This is a genomic window from Sphingomonas sp. RS6, assembly GCF_054489705.1.
The window spans coordinates 234,459-255,417 of sequence record NZ_JBTMWM010000005.1 but is presented as its reverse complement, the minus strand read 5'-3'; the positions used below and the strand labels follow the sequence as shown (position 1 = coordinate 255,417).

Genomic DNA, 20,959 nt, shown 5'->3' with positions numbered 1-20,959 from the left:
GGCAGGGCGATCAGCCGGTGCCCTTGCGGCCAAGCTCATAGACGCGGCGGGTGACGTCGCCCTCGACCGCCGGCGTCACGAATTTGTGGATCGCGCCGCCATAGAGCGCGATTTCCTTGACCAGCCGGCTGGCGATCGGCTGGAGCGAGACATCGGCCATCAGGAAGACCGTTTCGATCCGGTCGTTGATCTGCTGGTTCATGCCCGCCATCTGATACTCATATTCGAAATCGGCGACCGCGCGCAGGCCGCGGATGATGACCGAGGCGCGCTCGCGCTCGGCAAAGTCCATTAGCAGCGAATCGAAGCTTACGACCTGGATCTCGCCGGCGATGTCCGCGACCTCGCGCCGGACCATCGCCAGCCGCTCCTCGATCGAGAACATCGGCGATTTGGACGGATTGGTGGTGACGCCGATCACCAGCCGGTCGACGAGCTTCGCGCCGCGCCGGATGATGTCCATATGACCCCGGGTGATCGGATCGAACGTGCCCGGGTAAACGCCGATACGCGCGTGCATGCGGCTTTCTCCTTTGCGAGTCGGAAATCAGCGATCACGTTCGAGGGTGAAGCGCGCAATGTCGCGCAGGAGATCGGCCTCGCTGCCATAGGCGTGGAGGTGCGACACCGCCTGATCGACCAGCATCCGCGCCTGTTCGCGCGCGCGATCGATGCCGAGCAGCGAGAGGAAGGTCTCCTTGCCCGCCGCGCCGTCCTTGTGCAGCTTCTTGCCGACCAACGCCTCGTCGCCCTCGGCATCGAGGATGTCGTCGGCGATCTGGAAGGCGAGGCCGACATCGCGGGCATAGCCGCGGAGCCCCGTGCGCCCCTCCGGCGCGACGCGGCCGAGGATCGCGCCGCATTCGACCGCGCAGGAAATCAGCGCGCCGGTTTTCATCGCCTGAAGCCGGGTGACGGTGGCGAGATCGAAGCTCGACTTCTCGGCCTCCAGGTCCATCATCTGCCCGCCGGCCATGCCCGACGGGCCGGACGCGCGCGCGAGTTCGGCGGCAAGCTCGATGCGGACATAGGGATCGGGATGCGTCGCATCGTGCGTCAGCAGTTCGAAGGCGAGCGCGTGGAGGCAATCGCCGGCCAGGATCGCGGTCGCTTCGTCGAACGCCTTGTGCACCGTCGGCTTGCCGCGGCGAAGATCGTCATTGTCCATCGCCGGCAGATCGTCGTGGATCAGCGAATAGACATGGATGCACTCGATCGCGGTGCCGGTGCGGATCGCGCAGGTGCGATCGACGCCGAACAATTGCGCGGTAGCATAGACGAGCAGCGGCCGCAGCCGCTTGCCGCCGCCGATCGCGGCGTGGCGCATCGCCCGGTAAAGCTCGCGGCGGGGATCGTCGGGCACCTCGAGCAGCCGATCGAACTGATCGTCGACCAGGCCCGCGACCTGGCGGAGCGCCGATTGCAGCGCGAGCGACGCGTGCGTCACGCTCGCCACGCCTCAGCCGGCCGCGAAGGGCGTGGTGCCGGCGGCGCGGCCGTCGGCATCGCTGCGGATCGCCTCGATCCGGGCCTGCGCCGCATCGAGCCGGGCAGCGCATTGCCGCCGCAGCCGATCGCCGCGTTCGTAAAGATCGATCGCCTCCTGAAGCGCGGCGTCGCCGCTTTCGAGCCGGCCGACGATTCGTTCGAGTTCCTTGAGCGCCTCTTCGAAGGAAAGGTCGCTGATGTCCGCTTGATCCGCCATGACGCTGCTATGCGGCACGGGGCGGGGCGATGGCAACCGGCTTGGATGCGATTCGTGGCCGATCGGCTGCGTTGCCGCCGCAATCGTTCCGGGCGCAAAAAGAGCCGCGTGCCCGGCCGCCACTGCATCGCAATCCCGATTGCCACGTTGGGCATGCAAAAGGAGAAGAATCGCGATGTTCGAGATCATCAATCCCGCCACCGGCGAGACCGTCGACCGGATCGCCGAGATGGACGATGCCGGCGTGGAAGCGGCGCTGGCGAATGCCCATGCCACCTATCGCGAATGGCGCGACACGCCGATCCAGGCGAGGACCGACCTGCTGAGCGCGATCGCCGACAAATGGGCCGCGAACAAGCAGGTGCTGGCCGAACTGGCGGTGCGCGAAATGGGCAAGCCGATCAGCGGCGCGCTGGCCGAAGTCGAGAAGTGCATCGCCGGCTTTCGCCATTATGCCGAGCACGGCCCGGCCTATCTGAAGACCGAGCGGGTGACGACGCCGGCGGGCCATGCCGAGGCGCGATGGCTGCCGATGGGGCCGGTGCTGGCGGTGATGCCGTGGAACTTCCCCTATTGGCAGGCGGTGCGCTTTCTGGCGCCGACGATTTTGGCGGGCAATGTCGGGCTGCTCAAACATGCGTCGAGCGTGCAGGGCTGCGCGGCGGCGATGGAACGGATGATGCGCGAGGCGGGCGCGCCCGAGGGGTTGTTCCAGAACCTGCCGATCAAATCGGACAAGGTGGCGGGCATCATCGCCGATCGCCGCGTGGTGGCGGTGACGCTGACCGGCAGCGAAGGCGCCGGCGCCAAGGTGGCGCAGGCGGCCGGGCGTGCGCTGAAGAAGGTGGTGCTCGAACTCGGCGGATCGGACCCGTTCATCGTGATGCCGTCCGCCGATATCGATGCGGCGGCGAGGACGGCGGTGACGGCGCGCGTGCAGAATGCCGGCCAGAGCTGCATCTGCGCCAAGCGGATGATCGTCCATGCCGATGTCTATGACGCATTCCTCGACAGGTTCGTCGCGGGCATGAAGGCGGTGAAGATCGGCGATCCGATGGACGGCGATACGCAGATGGGGCCGCTGTCGAGCGTGCAGCAGCGCGATACCGTGCTGAAACAGGTCGAGCGGGCGACCGCATCGGGCGCAAGGCTGCTGGCCGGCGCGGAGAAGATCGATCGGCCGGGCGCGTGGATGACCGCGGGCGTGCTCGTCGACCTCGATCCCGAATCGGATGTCGCCAAGGAGGAAGTGTTCGGGCCGGTGGCGGCGGTCTACAAGGTCGCCGATATCGACGAGGCGATCGCGCTGGCCAACGATACGCCCTATGGGCTCGGTTCGTCGGTGTGGACGCAGGATGCGGATGAAGTCGAGCGCTTCGCCCGCGACATCGAATCGGGGATGACCGCGGTGAACGCGATGCTCGCCTCGACACCCGAGGCGCCGTTCGGCGGCGTCAAGCTATCCGGGCATGGCCGCGAGCTCGGCCCCTGGGGGCTGCACGAGTTCATGAACCTGAAGGCGGTGATGTTCGGCGGCAGCGGCAAACCGGGCGATTGAGCGCGATGCTCGGCGGCTCGCGATGGCTCGCGGGGCGCGGGGCAGGCGGGCAGCGACACGCGACGCGCTCAATCAAAAAGGCGAGGCCTCGCCCGCCCCGCGGTCGTTCGCCACCGCGCCAATCGCCGTCATTCCCGCGCAGGCGGGAATCCATTCGCCGTTGCGCCGGGGAAAAGAGCCGCGAAGCCAGCGTCAATAGATCCCCGCCTTCGCGGGGATGACGGCGCTTGGTGGTGGAATCCGGACAGAAGCGATTGTTGTGAACAATTAGCGGCCCCGCTGGTTCAGGAAGCGAGGGCCAGGGAGCAACTTACCCATGGATGATCACAATCAGCAAACCATGGGCATGGGCTGGGGTCGCTTCGCAGCGATGATCGCGACCTCAACCGTCATTATGTTCTTCCTGATGTACCAACTCGTCTACAGTTGGGATCACGCGCTCTTCAGTCTCACCCGTCTTGTCTCCTCGTTAGTCATGGGATGCGTGATGACGGCAGTGATGCTGGCCTTCATGTGGAGCATGTACCGTCCCCAGGCTGCGAAAATGGTTGTGCTCGCCGGAGCGATCCTAGCGGGGATCGCGCTGCTGGCGGTGAACCGCAGTCAAGCCCTGATTGGTGACACAGCGTTTATGAAAGCGATGATTCCCCATCACTCCATCGCCATCAACAACGCGCGGAAGGCTGACATCCGCGATCCTCGCGTGCGGTATCTCGCTGATCGGATCACTCGCGATCAGGTGAAGGAGATCGCCGAAATGAAGATGCTCATTCGCGACATCGAGGACAACGGCAGGCGCGCCAATAGCCCCCTTCCCGCTGGTCCTGCTACTTTGAGTCCTGAAGGGGCAAGGGAAGCTCAAGATCTGTTGAGCGGCAAGTTGCTGGTGGAAGAACCGCTTTAGTCGCGACGGCAGGCAGGGGGTCGTCTCCTGCCAGTCCGCTTCTCGCGCTAGAAGCAGTCGAAACCGCGCAAAGCTGCGACTTTGCCCGCAATTCTTCAGTTTACATGCGTTACAGGCTTGACCAACGTGGTGTTAACCATGAACCACTCACAGCGTCCGAAAATGGGTGGTTAGCCGCCGTTGCGTAGCCTGCGTAGAGCTGCGTATTTTTCGGGTGTCGATTGTGATCGGTAGCGACCGCTTGGACGGTAAGGTGGCAGGCGGTCAACCAACGCGAACAGGACCCGAATGAGTAAGCGATAGAGGAAGATATACGCACCAAGCAGCGCCATGAGAACAGCCGCACCGATCGTTATGAAAACTGCCTCGTTCAAGGTTGTTCTCCCGCTATCACCCCCTCATACCGCCAAATCGCGACGGCCGCTATTGGGGCGTAAGCCGCCGTATCCTCACTCAGCGGCGGGCCATCACCTCTGCCAGCAGGTCCTTGCGGCTGAGCTTGCCGATCATCGTCTTGGGCAGAGTTGTGCGGATCACCACTTCGGCGACGCGCTCGTGCTTGCCGAGCTGGCGGTTGAGCCAGGTGGCGAGTTCGGCCGGGTCCGCGCTCTGCCCCTCGACCAGCGTGACATAGGCGTGCGGCAGTTCGCCGTGATAGGCGTCGGGCAGGCCGAGCACGAGCGCCTCCTTCACCGCCGGGTGCGTGTAGAGCACCGATTCGATCTGGCTGGGGAACACCTTGAACCCGCCGACCGCGATCATGTCCTTCAGCCGATCGACGATGCGGATATAGCCGTCCTCGTCGATCAGCCCGACATCGCCGGTGCGCAGCCAATGGCCGGTGCCGTCGAATTCGACGAACACGCCGGCATCGGCATCGGGCCGGTTCCAATAGCCCTTCATGATCTGGGGACCGGAGACGATGATCTCCCCCGGCACGCCCGGCGCGGCGGGGCGATGCGGGTCTTCCTTGTCGACCAGGCGGACGCGCGTGCCGGCGAGCGGCTGGCCGATCGTGCCCGGCTTGTTGAGCCCGACATAGGGATTGGTACAGACCACGCCCGAGCTTTCCGACAGGCCATAGCCTTCGATCACATGCGCGCCGGTGGTGCTTTCCCAGTTGTTCTTGAGCTGTTCGGACAAGGGCGCGCCGCCCGAGATGCAGAAGCGCAGCGAGGCGAAATCGTCCGGCGTCATGCCCGGCGCATCGAGCAGCGCCTGATACATGGTCGGCACGCCCGGCAGCGCGCGCGGGCGGGTGCGGCGCAGTTCGGCGAGCGTCTGCGTGGCGTTGAAGCGCGGCAGCATCACGATCTGGCCGCCGGCGATCACCGTGCGGTTGAGCACGCAGGTGTTGGCGAAGACGTGGAAGAAGGGCAGCACGCCGAGCACCTTGTCTTCCACCTTGCCGAGATCGGGATCGAGTTCGGCGACCTGGCGGGCATTGGCCGACAGGTTCTGATGGGTGAGCATCGCCCCCTTGGGCGTGCCGGTGGTGCCGCCGGTATATTGGATCAGCGCGAGATCGCGTTCGGGATCGATCGGGTGCGTGGTGCAATCGCCGTCATTGGCGATCAGCTCGGAAAAGGCGATGACGCGCGGATCGTGCGGGCGCGGCGCGACCTCGGCGCTGCGGAACCAGCGGTAGAAGAGCGACTTGGCGGGGGGCAGGGCGCCGGCGACCGAGCCGACCACCAGCTGTTCGAGCGCACTGCGTTCGAGCACTTCGAGCGCGGTCGGCAGCAGCGCGCTGGCCGAAAGCGTGAAGAGCAGGCGCGTGCCCGAATCGGCGACCTGTGCCGCGAGTTCGTCGACCGAATAGAGCGGCGAGAAATTGACGACCGTCGCGCCGAGCTTGAGGATGCCGTAATAGGCGGCGACATAATGGGGGGCGTTGGGCAGGAACAGGCCGATCCGGTCGCCCGGCCCATAGCCGAGTTCGCGCAGCCCGCAGGCGACGCGATCGACGCCGTCCTGCGTTTCGCCATAGCTGTAGATGCGACCCATGAAATCGAGCAGCGGCGCGCGCGGATGCGCGGCGGCGCTTTCCTCGAACAACTCGACCATCGACCGCGGCGCATACGCCCGGTCCCACTCTCCTGGATGCCGATAAGCGGTCTTCCAGACCTGTTCGGGCTCGTTCATTGACATCAGCGTAAGCAGGCCCGGCGGCGCATGCAAGCGCGCTTTCCGGTGGCCGGCCGCGCGTTACTTCGCGAAGTCACGGCTCCACGTGACGAGGATCGAAATCGCGATCCCGCCGAGATCGACCGCCGCCTGGACGCGCTGAGGGGCCAGATCGTCGGGCCGGTGCGCGTGGATTTCAAGCGCGGCATGGGGCGGCGCGACGACGAGCGTGGCGAGCCCGAGCGCAGCGGCGCCCGCGATCCACATCCTGCGCTTTTGCAGCGTCGAGGGGCCCCGGTCGTTCATCGCGCGCAGCATATGCCGGACGCGCGCCCGCGGCAAGCGGATCACGCGGCGCTTTCCAGCGAACCGCGGGCGCGATCGCGGCCGGCGGCCTTGGCCTCGAACAGCGCGGCGTCGGCGGCGCGGTACAGCGCCTTCCACTCGGCGAGATCGGTGAGCGGGCCGGCACTGGCGCCGATGCTGGCGGTGACCTTCAGGTCGAACGGCATCCGGGCGGTGCGAAGCCGCGCGAGCAGCGCGTCGGGCTCGATCGACTGCGCGGCGCTCGCCACCAGCGCGAATTCCTCGCCGCCCATCCGGGCGATCAGCGCATCGGGCGCGGCGCTGCGCAGCGCCCGCGCGAACAGGCGCAGGACATCGTCGCCGCCGTCATGGCCGATCGTGTCGTTGATGCGCTTGAAATGATCGATGTCGATCAGCAGCAGCCGCTGCTCGCCGGCGCGGCCGAGCGCTTCGGCCAGGAAGGCGCGGCGGTTGAGCAGGCCGGTGAGCGGATCGGTGTCGGCGAGGCGGCGGGTGAGCACTTCGCGCAGGATCGCGTCGTCGCGCTCGTCGCGGAGCGCCTTGATGCGATAGGCGACGGCGAGCGCCGAGACCTGCGCCTCGAACACCATCGCGATGATCGTCGAATTGTCGATCCAGAAGTTCCACGGCAGCAGGTGCAGCGCCGCCATCACCCGCACCAGCGTGAGCACGATCGGCGCGCTCCAGGCCAGCGCGAACAACCAGAGGAACGGCGAGCGCCGGCGCCATGCGCCGAGGATCACCGGCACGACGATCGCGATCAGCGCGGCGACGGTGGCGGTGTAGAACAGGTCGGCCAGGCGCAGGTCGACCGCGCCGAACAGCGCGACCGTGAGGCTCGACAGCGGCAGCATCGCCGCGAGCACGAGCACGGTGCGATCGAGCCAGGGCGGCATGGTGCGCTGTTCGAAGAAGCTGCGCGTGAACAATGCCGCCGCGCCGCCGGCGAGACCGACGAACAGATAGTTGAGCCGCAGCCGATCGTTGTTCGCCATCGCCGGCGCGAACCAGGCGAGCACGCCCGACGAGGAGGCGGTGTAGCCGAGCAGCGCCGTGAGCAGCACGCAGTAATGCAGCTGGAAGCGGTGTCGCATCGCGCACCACAGCGCGAAGTTATAGACGATCAGCGCGATCGCGATGCCGGCAAACCCGGCATAGAGCGCGGCGAGCCTGAGATTGGCGGTGACGCCGTCGTGCAGCGGGCCGACGCGGACGCCGGTGACGATCGCGCGGGCGTTGGCGGCACCCTGAACATGGAACAGCACGCGCACCACCGCCGGATCGCGCGGCGGCAGCGGCAGCTGGGCGATTGCGCCGAGCTGGAGCAGGGGGGTGATCCCCCGGGCGTCGCTGTGCCAATTGCGGATCGAACCGTCGGCATAGAGGATATGGATCGAAAGACCGCGCTGCCACAGGCTGGCGAAGCGCAGCGCGAGCGGGGTGTTGAACGTCGAGCGAAGATCGATGTCGCGCGTGACCGCCCAGAAATCGCCGCTGCCGAACCGATGCTGCGGCGTGGTGCAATCGAAGCCGGCAGGCCGGCGGACCAGGCGCGCCGCATCCTGCCCGGTGTCGCGCATCACGCACACGTCGATCGGTTGACCGGCCACACCGGCTTGGGCATGGGCCGGGATCGTCGCGCAGCCGAACGCGACGAGCGCGAGGCAGAGCCAACGAAGCCAGACGCCGATCATGGCCTTGTCGCTAGCCATCTATGACAAACAACCCGTAAAGATGGCTGGCGCGGCACGGTTTTTCGGGGGTCGGCCAGGCGCGTGCGGCATGTGCGGCGGCGGAGAGAATAAGGGTTCGAATGTCACAGAAAGCCGACAAACCAGCCTCCCCGGCGTCGCGCCTCGAAGTCGTCGACGTGCTGCGTGGCTTCGCGCTGATGGCGTTGTTCCTGGTCCACATCATCGAGAGCTATGAGCTGTTCTGGGCGACCGAGCAGCCGGGACTGGTTTCCGACATCGTGTTCGGCCTTTTCATGGGCAAAAGCTTCTCGCTGCTCGCGCTTTGCTTCGGGTTCAGCTTCTTCATCCTGATGGACCGTGCGGCGGCGCGCGGAATCGATTTCAGCGCGCGCTTCGCATGGCGCCTGCTGGTGCTTGAAGCAATCGGATTTGCGCATGCGATCATCTATCGCGGCGACATCATCCAGATTCTCGCCGCGACGGGCTTCCTGCTGCTGATCGCGCATCGCGTGAAGAGCAACCGCGTGCTGATCGGCGCCGCGCTGTTCTGCCTCGCCGGGCCGACGCTGATCCTCCAGATGGTCGCCGCCGCCGCGGGCGCGGCCTGGGCGAACCATCCGCCGATGTCGTCGATCGATCCGGGCATGCCGGTCTATCTGCACGGCAGCTGGTGGGAGGCGGTGAAGGTCAATCTGTGGGCCGGGCAGCAGTCGAAATACTGGTTCTTCCTCGAATATGGCCGGCTGGTGCAGATTCTGGGCCTGTATCTGGTGGGCATGGTGCTGGGGCGGATCGGCTTTTTCGGCGATCTGGCCGCCAGCCGGCGCTGGCGGGCGGTGGCGCTGCCGCTGGCGGCGGCGGTCGCGCTGGGCCTGTTCTGGTGGCGCGACGACCTTCGGCTGTGGTTCGCGCATCTGGGGTACGGCGCCGCGTCGGCCCGCGCCTTCTGGACGATCGTCAACCTGTGGCTGGAACTGGCGGGTACCGCGTTCTGGACGCTGCTGCTGATCGCGCTGTATGACGGCCCGGCGCGGCGGATCGTGCATGTGCTGGCTGCGCCGGGGCGGCTGACGCTGACCTATTACATCCTGCAATCGGCGGTCTTCGTGCCGGTCTTCTATGGCTATGGCCTGGGGATGTACGACAAATGGGATGCGCCGACGCGGCTGATGGTCGGCCTGGTGGCGATCGTGATCCAGATTGTCGCGGCGCATCTGTGGCTCGCGCGTTTCCAGTACGGGCCGATCGAATGGGTTTGGCGCGCGCTGACCTATATGCGCCGCGATATCCCGTTCCGCCGCCGCCCGCCGCGCGCGGCCGTCGCGGCGGCCTGATCCGCCAACGAAAAACGGCCCGGGCACAAGTCCCGGGCCGTCCATCATCGCGGGGAGGCGATCGCGTTCAGGCTTTTGCGGCTTCGGCCTTCTTGCCGCCCTTCTTTGGCTTCTTCGGTGCGGCCGGCACGATCTGGAACGCCAGCGCGCCGTCCTTGAGCTTCACGCTCACCTCGCCGCCGTGGACGAGCTTGCCGAACAGCAGCTCCTCGGCCAGCGGCTGCTTGATCTTCTCCTGGATCAGGCGACCCATCGGCCGCGCGCCATAGAGCTTGTCATAGCCGCGATCGGTGAGCCACTGGCGTGCCTCGTCATCGAGCTGGATATGGACGCCGCGATCCGACAGCTGCAGTTCGAGCTGGAGGATGAACTTGTCGACCACGCGGGCGACCACCTCCGGCGGCAGATAGCCGAACGGCACGATCGCATCGAGGCGGTTGCGGAATTCGGGGGTGAAGAGGTTCTTCACCGCTTCCTCCTGCACGTCCTCGCGGCTGATATTGCCGAAGCCGACGCTTTCCTTCGCCATGTCCGACGCACCGGCATTGGTGGTCATGATGAGGATGGTGTTGCGGAAATCGACGGTCTTGCCGTGGTGATCGGTCAGCTTGCCGTTGTCCATTACCTGCAACAGGATGTTGAACAGGTCCGGGTGCGCCTTCTCGATCTCGTCGAGCAGCAGCACCGAATGCGGATTCTGATCGACCGCGTCGGTGAGCAGGCCGCCCTGGTCATAGCCGACATAGCCCGGAGGGGCACCGATCAGCCGGCTGACCGAGTGGCGTTCCATATATTCGGACATGTCGAAGCGCTGGAGCGGGATGCCGAGCAGCTCGGCGAGCTGCTTCGCCACCTCGGTCTTGCCGACACCGGTCGGGCCCGAGAACAGATAGTTGCCGATCGGCTTGTCCGGGTCGCGCAGGCCCGCACGGCTCAGCTTGATCGCCGAGGACAGCACCTCGATCGCCTTGTCCTGGCCGAACACGACGCGCTTCAGATCCTGCTCGATGCTGGCGAGCACGCGGGTGTCGTCCGACGAGACGGTCTTCGGCGGGATGCGCGCCATCGTCGCGATGACCTGTTCGATCTCCTTGGGCGTGATCGTCTTCTTGCGCTTGGACGGCGCCACCAGCATCTGCATCGCGCCGACTTCGTCGATCACGTCGATCGCCTTGTCGGGCAGCTTGCGGTCGTTGATGTAGCGCGCCGACAGCTCGACCGCCGACTTGATCGCATCGGGCGTGTACTTGACCGAATGGTGCTGCTCGAACGCCGACCGCAGGCCGGCGAGGATCTTCACCGTATCCTCGACCGACGGCTCGTTGACGTCGATCTTCTGGAAGCGGCGGAGCAGCGCGCGGTCCTTCTCGAAATGGTTGCGGAATTCCTTGTAGGTGGTCGAGCCGATGCAGCGGATCGTGCCGCCCGACAGCGCCGGCTTGAGCAGGTTCGACGCATCCATCGCGCCGCCGCTGGTGGCGCCAGCGCCGATCACGGTGTGGATCTCGTCGATGAAAAGCACCGCGTGCGGCAGCTTTTCGAGCTCCGAGACGACCTGCTTGAGGCGTTCTTCAAAGTCGCCGCGATAGCGGGTGCCGGCGAGCAGCGCGCCCATGTCGAGCGAATAGATCACCGCTTCCTTGAGCACGTCGGGCACTTCGCCCTCGACGATCTTGCGCGCGAGACCCTCGGCGATGGCGGTCTTGCCGACGCCGGGATCGCCCACGTAGAGCGGGTTGTTCTTGCTGCGCCGGCAGAGGATCTGGACGGTGCGGTCGACCTCGGCCGCGCGGCCGATCAGCGGATCGACCTTGCCGATCTTCGCCTTTTCGTTGAGGTCGACGGTGAACTGCTTGAGCGCGCTCTCACCCTTGCCCGTCTTCGCCTCCTGCTTGTTCGCCTTGTCTTCCTCGGCAGCGCCCTTGGGCGTGCTCGTCTCGGCAGGCGTGGCCCCGCCCTTGCCAACGCCGTGGCTGATGAAGCTCACGGCATCCAGCCGGCTCATATCCTGCTGCTGCAGGAAATAGACGGCATAGCTTTCGCGTTCGCTGAACAGCGCGACGAGCACGTTGCCGCCGGTCACCTCGTCGCGGCCCGAAGACTGGACGTGCAGGATCGCACGCTGGACGACGCGCTGGAAGCCGCTGGTGGGGGAGGGATCGGTCGCGTTGTCGACCTTGAGCGCCTCGAGCTCGGTATCGAGATAATGCGCGACGGTGGTCTTGAGTTCACCGAGATCGACGCCGCATGCGCTCATCACCTTCGACGCGTGTTCGTCGTCGATCAGGGCGAGCAGCAGATGTTCGAGCGTCGCATATTCGTGGCGCCGCGAGGACGCGGCCTCGAGTGCCTTGTGCAGCGTGGATTCGAGGGCGGAGGCGAAACTAGGCATCGGAATACAACTCCAATCGGGCCCAAGGGGCGCAGGGCCCGTCTTCCCCAATGTCGGGAGGGCGGTGGCCTGCATCAAGCGCTACGGCCCTGCACCGGCAATTTATGGCGTGTTGCGCCAGCCCCGGTGCATTGACGCTCATCTCTTAAATAGAGCGTCCGCGCTTGCGCGGTGGTGTACGGCGCGATGAATCTTTTCGCGACAGCGGGTAATCTCCGCTTCGAGGAGCTTGATACGCGCTTCGAGTTCCGCGACCGAAAACGGATCGAGATCCTGTCGCCCCAGCAGCGCGGCGGGATCGTCGGAACGACGCGGAAGATTTTCATCGGCGTCCATTTACCAAACGTTGACCCTGGCAGAGGCGATGTCAATAAGGCGCCGGGAATCCCCTTAGGTCGAAAAGCGACGAACCGAATGATCGCACCCGAAAAGATGCTGGCCATCGATCCCGATGCGCCAGGTGGCCCCGAAGTGCTCGTCCCGGTGGAACGTCCGGTGCCGCGGCCCGGCGCGGGCGAGGTGCTGATTCGAGTCGCGGCCGCGGGCGTCAACCGGCCGGAGGTGCTCCAGCGCAAGGGCAGCTATCCGCCGCCGCCGGGCGCCCCGTCGATCCTGGGCATGGAGATTGCCGGCACGGTGGTCGCAGCGGGTGAGGGCGCCGATCCGTCGCTGATCGGGCAGCGCGTGTGCGCGCTGATCGCCGGGGGTGGCTATGCCGAATATGCGGTTGCCCCCGCCGGCCAGTGCCTGCCGGTGCCCGGTGCGCTGACGATGGTGGAAGCCGCGGCGATGCCGGAGACGCTGTTCACCGTGTGGTCCAACCTGTTCCAGCGCGCCTATGCCCAGCCGGGCGAGACGGTGCTGGTGCATGGCGGGACGAGCGGCATCGGCACGATGGCGATCGCGCTGGCCAAGCTGTTCGGAATGACGATCATCGTCACCGCCGGCTCGGACGAGAAATGCGCCGCCGCCCGCGCGCTGGGCGCCGACTTGGCGATCAATTACCGGACCGAGGACTTTGTCGACGCGGTGAAGACGTTCACCGACGGGCGCGGCGTCGAGGTGGTGATCGACATGGTGGGCGGCGATTATGTGCCGCGCAACCTGCAATGCCTGGCCGATGACGGCCGCCACGTCTCGATCGCGGTGCAGGGCGGGGCGAGCGCCACGGTGCCGCTGTTCGAGATCATGCGCCGCCGGCTGACGATGACCGGGTCAACGCTGCGGCCCCGTTCGGTCGAGTTCAAGTCGCTGCTGGCCGACGAGATCCATCGCAATATCTGGCCCGACGTTGCCGCCGGGCGGCTGAAGCCGGTGATCGACATGCACTTCCCGCTTGCCGACGCCGCCGACGCCCATCGGCGGATGGAGGCCGGCGAGCATATCGGCAAGATCGTGCTGACGATCGGCGACGCCGGCGCCTGACCGCCCGGGGCCGCGATCAGGCCGCCTGGGCGCGCGCGGCGAGCGCCTCGCGCACCATCGGGAACACCACCTGTTCCTGATAGGCGGCGCGGCGCTGGATCATGCGCAGGATCTGGCGAACGATCTTCTGATATTCGCGCGGATGGCGCCGGATCGCGCAGATCGTCCATTCGGCGCGGTGCGCCTCGGCAAGCTGGCGCCCCTCCAGATCCTCGAGCGCGCAGCGGCGCGCCATCGCGCGGTGGGCGCAATCATCGCTTTCGCGCAGGGGGGCGATGACCAACGCCTCCTTATGAGCGAGATAATGGGCGATCGCCGCGTGCACCATCGCCCGCGCCTCGTTGAGCGCGTCCGTGGGTTCGCCGCGTTCGCAGACGGCGGCCAGCCGGTGAACGAGCGAGATGATTTCGCGATGCATGTCGCGAAGCTGGTTGAATGTCATTTGCGATCCCTTTCAGCCTTCATTGTAGAGCGATCGACGAGCCGGCGGTCGCGATCGGGCAAGGCCGCCGAAATCGGTTCCGGCGCATCCGATTTCGCTTCAAGTGCACCCGCCAGGTCGCTAATCTGCAAGGACTGTTGGGGGATGTGACGTGTGGGGGGTAATCGCGGCGCCGGAGAACTTCGCGTTCGTCTCGGCGATCCTGCTGATGCTGCTGATCGGCGCTGCGCAGGTGATCGGGCTGGGCGGCGACTGGGCGCATGCGGATGCCGATCTGGACGTCGATGCCGATGCTGGTGTCGACCTGCTCGGCTGGCTGGGCATCGGGCGGCTGCCGCTGCTGATGCTGCTCGTGCTGTTCCTCGCGATCTTCGGCGTGCTGGGGCTGATCGCCCAGCAATTCGCGCATGACTGGACCGGCGCGGCGCTGACGCCGTGGATCGCGGTGCCAGGCGTCGCGGTGGCGACGCTGCCGCTGACCGGGCTGGCGGCGCGCGGGCTGGCGCGGGTGCTGCCGCGCGACTTCACCACCGCGGTGCCGCTGGAGGTGCTGGTCGGCACCACGGCCGAGATCGTCACCGGCCGCGCGCGGATGGGCTCACCGGCGCGCGCGCGGGCGCAGGACGGCTTCGGCCAGGTCCATTACGTGATGGTCGAGCCCGACGGCAGCACGCAGGTTTTCGAGGAGGGCGAACGCGTCCTGCTCGTCCGCCGCGAAGGCGAGTGCTTTCGCGCGGTTTCCTGGGGCGATTATCATCTGCCCCGTCTTTGAAGGCTGAACGGTCATGAATGCACTCGTTCCACAAGGAGCTTCTTCGGTGATGCCCTATCTGATCTATGCCGGGGTGGCGTTCGCCGCGCTGATCATCATCGGCGTGCTGTTCGCCAAGCTGTACCAGCGCGCGTCGAAGGAAGTCGGCTTCGTGCGAACGGGCGCGGGCGGCGAAAAGGTCGTCATCAACGGCGGGGCGCTGGTGCTGCCGGTGTTCCACGAGACGATGCCTGTGAACCTCAACACCGTGCGGCTGGCGGTGGAGCGCAAGAACATGGACGCGCTGATCACGCTCGACCGGCTGCGGATCGACGTGAAGGCGGAATTCTATGTCCGCGTGCGCCCCGATGCGCAGGCGATCGCGACCGCCGCGCAGACGCTGGGCATGCGGACGATGAACCCGGATGCGCTGAAGGAACTGGTCGAGGGCAAGTTCGTCGACGCGCTGCGTTCGGTGGCGGCGGGGATGACGATGGCGCAGCTCCACGAGCAGCGCGCCGATTTCGTGCAGAAGGTACAGCAGGTCAGCTCGGTCGATCTGGCGATGAACGGGCTGGAGCTGGAGAGCGTGTCGCTCACCGGGCTCGACCAGACCTCGATCGAGCATTTCAACGCCAACAATGCGTTCGACGCCGAGGGCCTGACCAAGCTGACCGAGCAGATCGAGCTGCGCAAAAAGGCGCGCAACGATATCGAGCAGGATACCCGCGTCCAGATCGAGACCAAGAATCTGGAGGCGCAGCGCCAGTCGTTCGTGATCGGCCGCGACACCGAATTCGCCCGGCTGGAGCAGGAGCGCGAGGTGGAGATGCGCCGCGCCGCGCAGGCCGCCGAGGTGGCGCGCGAACAGTCGCTGCGCCAGCAGGAGGCCGATCAGGCACGGATCGAAGCGAAGAAGCTGGTCGACGCGCAGCAGATCGAGGCCGATCGCGCGATCCAGGAGGCGAAGATCGCCCAGGCCCAGGCGCTCGAACTCGCGCGGCAGGAACAGCAGATCGCGGTGCAGAACAAGAGCCGCGAGGAGAGCCAGGCGCGCGCCGAGGCGGACAAGGCGCGGGCCGGTGCGGTGGTCGCCGAGGAAAGCGTGCGGACCGCGCGCGAAGCCGAGGTGGCCGAGCGCCAGAAGCGGATCGAGCTGATCGACGCCGCGCGTGAGGCCGAGCGCGCCGCGATCGGGATCAAGGTGCAGGCCGAAGCCGAAAAGGCGGCGGCGGCCGACCGGGCCGAGGCGGCGCGGCTGGCGGCCGAGGGCGAGGCCGAGGCGGCCAAGCTGCGTGCCGACGCCGATCGGGTCCGCTTCGAGGTGGAAGCGGCGGGCCAGCGCGCGGTGAACGAGGCGGCGAACCTGCTATCCTCGGACCAGGTCTCGCTCCAGACCAAGCTGGCGCTGCTCAAGGTGCTGCCCGAACTGGTGCGCGAGGCGGCCAAGCCGCTGGAGGCGATCGATTCGATCAAGATCGTGCAGGTCGACGGGCTCACCGGGCGCGGCGGCGGCGGCGCGGCCGGGGCGGCAAACGACGGCGAGGGCGATCGCAACCTCGCCAGCTCGGCGGTGTCCGCGGCGCTGCGCTATCGTGCCCAGGCGCCGGTGATCGACGGGCTGATGCGCGAGCTCGGCTTCGACGGCGGTACGCTCGACTCGCTCGTCGCCGGCGCGACCGAGCAGGTCGCCGCGCCCGCCAAGCCGGCGGCCGACGCGGCCGAATGAACGATTACGAGCCGCCGCCGCCGGCGGCGGCGGGGGCTCCGTGACGGTTTCGCGGCGCGGCCGGCCCGACTGTGACACTGCGGTGAAATTGCGCCGCGACGAAATGTAACAATGCCGCGCCATAGGCTGACCCCGGGCAAAGGATGGCTCAACGGGGATTTGGCCATGGCTACGATCACCAGGCTTTCGTTCGATGTCGCCGGTCTGGCGGACTTCCACGCGTCTGCTCCGGCGATCCCGGAGCGCGCGATCACGACGCGGCGCAAATATCGCACGGTGTGGATTTCGGACGTGCATCTCGGCACGCGCGGCTGCAACGCGGCGATGCTGATCGATTTTCTCGACCATGTCGACAGCGACATCATGTATCTGGTGGGCGACATCATCGACGGCTGGGCGATGAAGAAGCGCTTCTACTGGCCCGCCACGCACAACGACATCGTCTGGCGCGTGCTGAAGCGTGCCAAGCGCGGCACCGAGATCGTCTATATCCCCGGAAACCATGACGAGATGTTCCGCCAGTTCACCGGGCTCGATTTCGGGGGCGTGAAGATCAAGCGCCAGGCGATCCACACCACCGCCGACGGCCGCCGCCTGCTGGTGCTGCACGGCGACGAGTTCGACGCGATCACGCTGTCGCATCGCTGGCTCGCGCATCTGGGCGACGCCGCCTACGAGATGATGATGACGCTCAACCGCTGGGTGAACCTGGTTCGCCGCTGGATGGGTCTGCCTTACTGGTCGCTGAGCAAATACGCCAAGCAGAAGGTGAAGAACGCCGTGTCCTTCATTTCCAAGTTCGAGGAGATCGTCGCGCGCGAAGCCGGTTCGCGCGGCGTCGACGGCGTGATCGCGGGCCATATCCACAAGGCGGAGATCCGCGCGATCGAGGGCATCGCATATTATAACGACGGCGACTGGGTAGAGGGTTGCACCGCGCTCGTGGAGCATTACGACGGTACCATGGAAATTCTCCACTGGGCCGAGGAGATGGCAGCACGCGAGGCGTGCCCGGAGACCGAGGCGAGACTGGCGGCGGCGTGACGGCAGCGGCGGAGGCCGAGACCGTGCGGATCGCAATCGTAACCGATGCCTGGGAGCCCCAGGTCAACGGCGTCGTCCGCACGCTGCAATCGGTTCGCCGGGTGCTGGAAGCGCAGGGCCACAAGGTCCTGGTGATCTCGCCCGACAAATTCTATTCGCTGCCGTGCCCCACCTATCCCGAAATCCGGCTGGCGATCACACGCGTCGCCAGCGTGGGGGCGATGCTGCACGACTTCGCCCCCAATGCGATCCACCTGGCGACCGAAGGGCCGCTGTGCGTGGCGGCGCGGCGATGGTGCCTGCGCCAGGGGCGGCCGTTCACCACCGCCTATCACACGCAGTTTCCCGACTATGTCTCGGCGCGATCGGGCGTGCCTGCCGAATGGATCTGGCGATATATCCGCTGGTTCCACGCGCCGAGCGCGACGATCCTGGCGTCCACCGCGTCGATCCGCGAGTCGCTGGTCGCGCACGGGCTGCCGCAGGTCCGGCACTGGGGCCGCGGCGTCGACCTCGCCCATTTCGGGCCGGGCCTCGCGCCGCATCCGGCGATGGCGTCGCTGGCGGGGCCGGTGCAGCTCTATGTCGGCCGAGTCGCGGTCGAAAAGAATCTCGAGGCATTCCTGCGCACCGAGCATCCGGGCACCAAGGTGGTGGTGGGCGACGGCCCGGCGCGGGCGATGCTGGAGGCGAAATATCCCGAAGCGCTGTTTCTCGGCGCGCAATTCGGCGCCGACCTCGCCAGCGCCTATGCCGCCGCCGACGTGTTCGTCTTTCCCAGCCGCACCGATACGTTTGGGCTGGTGATGATCGAGGCGCTGGCCTGTGGCACGCCCGTTGCCGCCTATCCGGTGACGGGTCCGATCGACGTGCTGACGCCTGAAACCGGGGCGATGGACGAGGATCTGGGCACCGCGATCGGCCGTGCGCTGACGCTCGATCGCGCGGCCTGCGCCGCCTATGGCCGCAGCTTCACCTGGGAGGCGAGCGCCCGGCAATTCCTGAACGCGCTGGTGCCGCTCGACGACGAACAGGTGGCGGCGTGACCGCATCGGCAGGCGGCTCGACTCGGGAAACGCTTGCCCCGGGGCGCATCCTACCCTAAATCACAGCGGTTACGGCCGCCCGTGAAGGGCGGCCCTTATTGTTTCAAGTTCCGGAGATTTCCCGTGGCCCAGCCGCTGATGCCGCACGCGACCGCTTCCTGGCTGGTCGACAACACGTCGCTCTCCTTCGAGCAGATCGCCGAATTCTGCGGTCTCCACATCCTCGAGATCCAGGCGATCGCCGACGATACCGCAGCGACCAAGCTGACCGGGCGCGATCCGGTGCGCGCGCACGAATTGACGATGGACGAGATCGAGAAGGGGCAGAAGGACCCGAACTACGTCCTGAAGATGCAGAAGGGCCCCGAGCAGGTCCGCCGCACCAAGGGCCCGCGCTACACGCCGGTATCCAAGCGCCAAGAAAAGCCGGACGGCATCGCCTGGATCCTGCGCAACCATCCCGAGGTGTCCGATGGCGCGATCGGCAAGCTGATCGGCACCACCCGCACTACGATCGCCGCGATCCGCGACCGCACGCACTGGAACATCGCCAACATCGTTCCCAAGGACCCGGTGACGCTGGGCCTGTGCTCGCAGCGCGAGCTCGACGCGCTGGTCGCCAAGGCGGCGAAGTCGGCAGGCATCGAGGCGCCGACCGACACCCGGCTGGAAGGCGACCGCGAGGCGCTGATCGAGCAGCTGCGCGCCGAGCGCGAAGCGGCCAGCCATGCGCATGACGAGCCGGCGCCCTCGCGCCCGGCCGAGCCGACCGCCGAAAGCCTGTTCAAGCGCTGATCCCCGGCGCGTCCGGGCGATCCCTTTCCGTCGTCCCTTCCGTGCGCTAGACAGCGTTCCGGAGAAGGGCCGGGTGAAAGGATCGCCATGTGTGACGAATGGACCGCCGCCGACAATGAACGCCATCTCGCCGCGACGATGACGCGGCGCGGCTTCGGCGCCGCCACCGCCGCGATCGGTGTCGCGGCGCTGCTGCCCAGCCCGGCCAACGCCGCCGAAGTTCGCGGGCGCGACGTGACGATCGAAACGCCTGCGGGCACCGCCGACGCCTATTTCGTCGCGCCGGTGGGCGGCAAGCATCCCGCCGTGCTGGTGTGGCCCGACATCATGGGCCTGCGCCCCGCCTTTCGCCAGATGGCGGATCGGCTCGCCCAGTCGGGCTATGCGGTGCTGACGGTCAACCAGTTCTATCGCTCGACCAAGGCGCCGTTCCTGAAGCCGGGCCAGTCGTTCGACCAGCCCGAGGTGCGGGCGATGATCATGCCGTGGCGCGAGCCGCTGACGCCGGAGGCGATCGTCACCGACGCGCGGGCGTTCGGCGCGTGGCTGGACAAGCAGCCCGAAACCGACGCCAAGCGCGGCATGGGCAGCACCGGCTATTGCATGGGCGGGCCGTTCGTCTTTCGCACCGCCGCCGCCTTGGAGGGGCGGGTGCGGGCAGGGGCGAGCTTCCACGGCGCGCCGCTGGTGACCGACGCGGCGGACAGCCCCCATCGGCTGGTGCCGCAGATGCACGGCCGCTATCTGGTCGCGATCGCCGAGAATGATGATGCGCGCGCGCCCGACGACAAGGCAACGCTGCGCACCGCGTTCGCCGAGGCGGACGTGCCCGCCGAGATCGAAGTCTATCCCGGCACAATGCACGGCTGGTGCCCGCCCGACAGCCGCGTCTACAACCCCGAGCAGGCAAATCGCGCATGGGATCGTTTGCTCGCGACGTTCGCCGGTCTCTGAGCGATTGACGCTGCCGCGGTTTCGTGTTCCCTTCTTGTTCTCGGCTGATCGAGTCGGGTGCAGCAGGGGTAAGCGGTCATGGCGGACGAACTGATTCTCTACACCAACCCGCAATCCCGCGGGCGGATCGCGCGCTGGATGCTCGAGGAGGCGGGTGCGACCTATCACGTCGAAACGCTCGATTATGCCTCGACGATGAAAGGCGAGGCGTATCGCGCGATCAACCCGATGGGCAAGGTGCCGGCGATCGTGCACGGCGGCAAGGTGGTCACCGAGTGCGCGGCGATCTGCGCCTATCTGGCGGAGGTGTTTCCCGAGGCCGGGCTCGCGCCGCTTCCCGAGGAGCGCGCCGATTATTATCGCTGGCTGTTCTTCGCGGCGGGGCCGATGGAGCAGGCGATCACGAACCAGCATGCCAAGTTCATCCCCAGCGCCGAGCAGGGGCGGATGTTCGGCTATGGCAGCTATGATCAGGCGGTCGATACGCTCGAGCAGGCGGTCTCGGCGCACGATTATATCGCGGGCGACCGCTTCACCGCCGCGGACGTCTATGTCGGGTCGCAGGTGGGGTGGGGGATCATGTTCGGGACGCTGCCGAAGCGCCAGGCGTTCGACGATTACTTCGCCCGCCTCGCCGGCCGCGATGCCTATCGCCGCGCGACCGAACTGGACGATGCGCTGATGGCCGAGGCGCAGCGGGCGGCCGAGCCGGCCTGAACGACAGGCGCGACC

20 protein-coding genes are annotated in these 20,959 nt (G+C 66.9%); 11 read left to right on the top strand and 9 right to left on the bottom strand.

Going from position 1 to position 20,959, the window contains the following annotated elements; genetic code table 11:
* Nucleotides 1–10: 10 nt before the first annotated feature.
* The 3 genes from coaD to ACX40Y_RS11895 are packed head-to-tail and all read right to left on the bottom strand — an operon-like array spanning nucleotide 11 to nucleotide 1,705.
* The gene (gene coaD, locus ACX40Y_RS11905; protein ID WP_459119781.1) at nucleotides 11–520 is read right to left on the bottom strand and encodes a pantetheine-phosphate adenylyltransferase; all 510 of its coding nucleotides are present in this window, start codon (nucleotides 518–520) and stop codon (nucleotides 11–13) included.
* 27 nt (nucleotides 521–547) lie between these two features.
* A complete protein-coding gene (locus tag ACX40Y_RS11900) occupies nucleotides 548–1,456 on the bottom strand; it encodes a polyprenyl synthetase family protein (RefSeq protein ID WP_459119780.1) in 909 nt (302 codons plus the stop codon).
* 3 nt (nucleotides 1,457–1,459) lie between these two features.
* Nucleotides 1,460–1,705 carry an exodeoxyribonuclease VII small subunit gene (locus tag ACX40Y_RS11895; protein WP_459119779.1) on the bottom strand — a complete coding sequence of 82 codons (246 nt, stop codon included), beginning with the start codon at nucleotides 1,703–1,705 and terminating at the stop codon, nucleotides 1,460–1,462.
* A gap of 175 nt (nucleotides 1,706–1,880) precedes the next feature.
* On the opposite strand from ACX40Y_RS11895, the gene ACX40Y_RS11890 reads away from it, so the two are divergent.
* Nucleotides 1,881–3,263 (top strand): NAD-dependent succinate-semialdehyde dehydrogenase, encoded by a 1,383-nt coding sequence (locus ACX40Y_RS11890; RefSeq protein WP_459119778.1) that lies wholly within the window; start codon nucleotides 1,881–1,883, stop codon nucleotides 3,261–3,263.
* A gap of 316 nt (nucleotides 3,264–3,579) precedes the next feature.
* Complete coding sequence (locus ACX40Y_RS11885) at nucleotides 3,580–4,167, top strand: DUF305 domain-containing protein (protein WP_459119777.1); 588 nt, start codon at nucleotides 3,580–3,582, stop codon at nucleotides 4,165–4,167.
* Between the two features lie 453 nt (nucleotides 4,168–4,620).
* On the opposite strand, the gene ACX40Y_RS11880 is transcribed toward ACX40Y_RS11885, so the two are convergent.
* The 3 genes from ACX40Y_RS11880 to ACX40Y_RS11870 all read right to left on the bottom strand — a co-directional run bounded on the left by ACX40Y_RS11880 (nucleotide 4,621) and on the right by ACX40Y_RS11870 (nucleotide 8,333).
* Nucleotides 4,621–6,312: an AMP-binding protein gene (locus ACX40Y_RS11880; RefSeq protein ID WP_459119776.1), complete on the bottom strand. Its 1,692-nt coding sequence runs from the start codon at nucleotides 6,310–6,312 to the stop codon at nucleotides 4,621–4,623.
* Between the two features lie 63 nt (nucleotides 6,313–6,375).
* Nucleotides 6,376–6,600 (bottom strand): hypothetical protein, encoded by a 225-nt coding sequence (locus ACX40Y_RS11875; RefSeq protein ID WP_459119775.1) that lies wholly within the window; start codon nucleotides 6,598–6,600, stop codon nucleotides 6,376–6,378.
* A 41-nt stretch (nucleotides 6,601–6,641) separates the two neighbouring features.
* A complete protein-coding gene (locus tag ACX40Y_RS11870) occupies nucleotides 6,642–8,333 on the bottom strand; it encodes a sensor domain-containing diguanylate cyclase (protein WP_459119774.1) in 1,692 nt (563 codons plus the stop codon).
* Between the two features lie 101 nt (nucleotides 8,334–8,434).
* Here ACX40Y_RS11870 and ACX40Y_RS11865 point away from each other — a divergent pair, with 101 nt between their 5' ends.
* Nucleotides 8,435–9,649 carry a DUF418 domain-containing protein gene (locus ACX40Y_RS11865; RefSeq protein WP_459119773.1) on the top strand — a complete coding sequence of 405 codons (1,215 nt, stop codon included), beginning with the start codon at nucleotides 8,435–8,437 and terminating at the stop codon, nucleotides 9,647–9,649.
* A gap of 67 nt (nucleotides 9,650–9,716) precedes the next feature.
* Here the strand turns inward: ACX40Y_RS11865 and clpA are convergent, their stop codons facing one another.
* Complete coding sequence (gene clpA / locus ACX40Y_RS11860; RefSeq protein ID WP_459119772.1) at nucleotides 9,717–12,041, bottom strand: ATP-dependent Clp protease ATP-binding subunit ClpA; 2,325 nt, start codon at nucleotides 12,039–12,041, stop codon at nucleotides 9,717–9,719.
* A 138-nt stretch (nucleotides 12,042–12,179) separates the two neighbouring features.
* Nucleotides 12,180–12,377, bottom strand: a complete 198-nt coding sequence (locus ACX40Y_RS11855) for a DUF1192 domain-containing protein (RefSeq protein ID WP_459119771.1) — start codon at nucleotides 12,375–12,377, stop codon at nucleotides 12,180–12,182.
* A 78-nt stretch (nucleotides 12,378–12,455) separates the two neighbouring features.
* On the opposite strand from ACX40Y_RS11855, the gene ACX40Y_RS11850 reads away from it, so the two are divergent.
* On the top strand, nucleotides 12,456–13,466 hold the full coding sequence (locus ACX40Y_RS11850; protein ID WP_459119770.1) for an NAD(P)H-quinone oxidoreductase: 1,011 nt from the start codon (nucleotides 12,456–12,458) through the stop codon (nucleotides 13,464–13,466).
* 16 nt (nucleotides 13,467–13,482) lie between these two features.
* On the opposite strand, the gene ACX40Y_RS11845 is transcribed toward ACX40Y_RS11850, so the two are convergent.
* Nucleotides 13,483–13,908, bottom strand: coding sequence for a hypothetical protein (locus tag ACX40Y_RS11845; RefSeq protein WP_459119769.1), 426 nt, complete (start codon nucleotides 13,906–13,908; stop codon nucleotides 13,483–13,485).
* Nucleotides 13,909–14,059: 151 nt separating this feature from the next.
* Between ACX40Y_RS11845 and ACX40Y_RS11840 the strand changes: the two genes are divergently transcribed.
* From ACX40Y_RS11840 to ACX40Y_RS11810, 7 genes are all read left to right on the top strand, one after another.
* The gene (locus ACX40Y_RS11840; RefSeq protein ID WP_459119768.1) at nucleotides 14,060–14,680 is read left to right on the top strand and encodes an OB-fold-containig protein; all 621 of its coding nucleotides are present in this window, start codon (nucleotides 14,060–14,062) and stop codon (nucleotides 14,678–14,680) included.
* 49 nt (nucleotides 14,681–14,729) lie between these two features.
* Entirely contained in the window at nucleotides 14,730–16,388 is a 1,659-nt protein-coding gene (locus ACX40Y_RS11835; protein ID WP_459119767.1) for a flotillin family protein, read from the top strand.
* Nucleotides 16,389–16,553: 165 nt separating this feature from the next.
* Entirely contained in the window at nucleotides 16,554–17,432 is an 879-nt protein-coding gene (locus ACX40Y_RS11830) for a UDP-2,3-diacylglucosamine diphosphatase (RefSeq protein ID WP_459119766.1), read from the top strand.
* A 23-nt stretch (nucleotides 17,433–17,455) separates the two neighbouring features.
* Nucleotides 17,456–18,478, top strand: coding sequence for a glycosyltransferase family 4 protein (locus ACX40Y_RS11825; RefSeq protein ID WP_459119827.1), 1,023 nt, complete (start codon nucleotides 17,456–17,458; stop codon nucleotides 18,476–18,478).
* 138 nt (nucleotides 18,479–18,616) lie between these two features.
* Nucleotides 18,617–19,273, top strand: coding sequence for a DUF1013 domain-containing protein (locus tag ACX40Y_RS11820; protein WP_459119826.1), 657 nt, complete (start codon nucleotides 18,617–18,619; stop codon nucleotides 19,271–19,273).
* Nucleotides 19,274–19,360: 87 nt separating this feature from the next.
* Nucleotides 19,361–20,227, top strand: coding sequence for a dienelactone hydrolase family protein (locus ACX40Y_RS11815; protein WP_459119765.1), 867 nt, complete (start codon nucleotides 19,361–19,363; stop codon nucleotides 20,225–20,227).
* Between the two features lie 78 nt (nucleotides 20,228–20,305).
* On the top strand, nucleotides 20,306–20,944 hold the full coding sequence (locus ACX40Y_RS11810) for a glutathione S-transferase family protein (RefSeq protein ID WP_459119764.1): 639 nt from the start codon (nucleotides 20,306–20,308) through the stop codon (nucleotides 20,942–20,944).
* Nucleotides 20,945–20,959 lie beyond the last annotated feature (15 nt).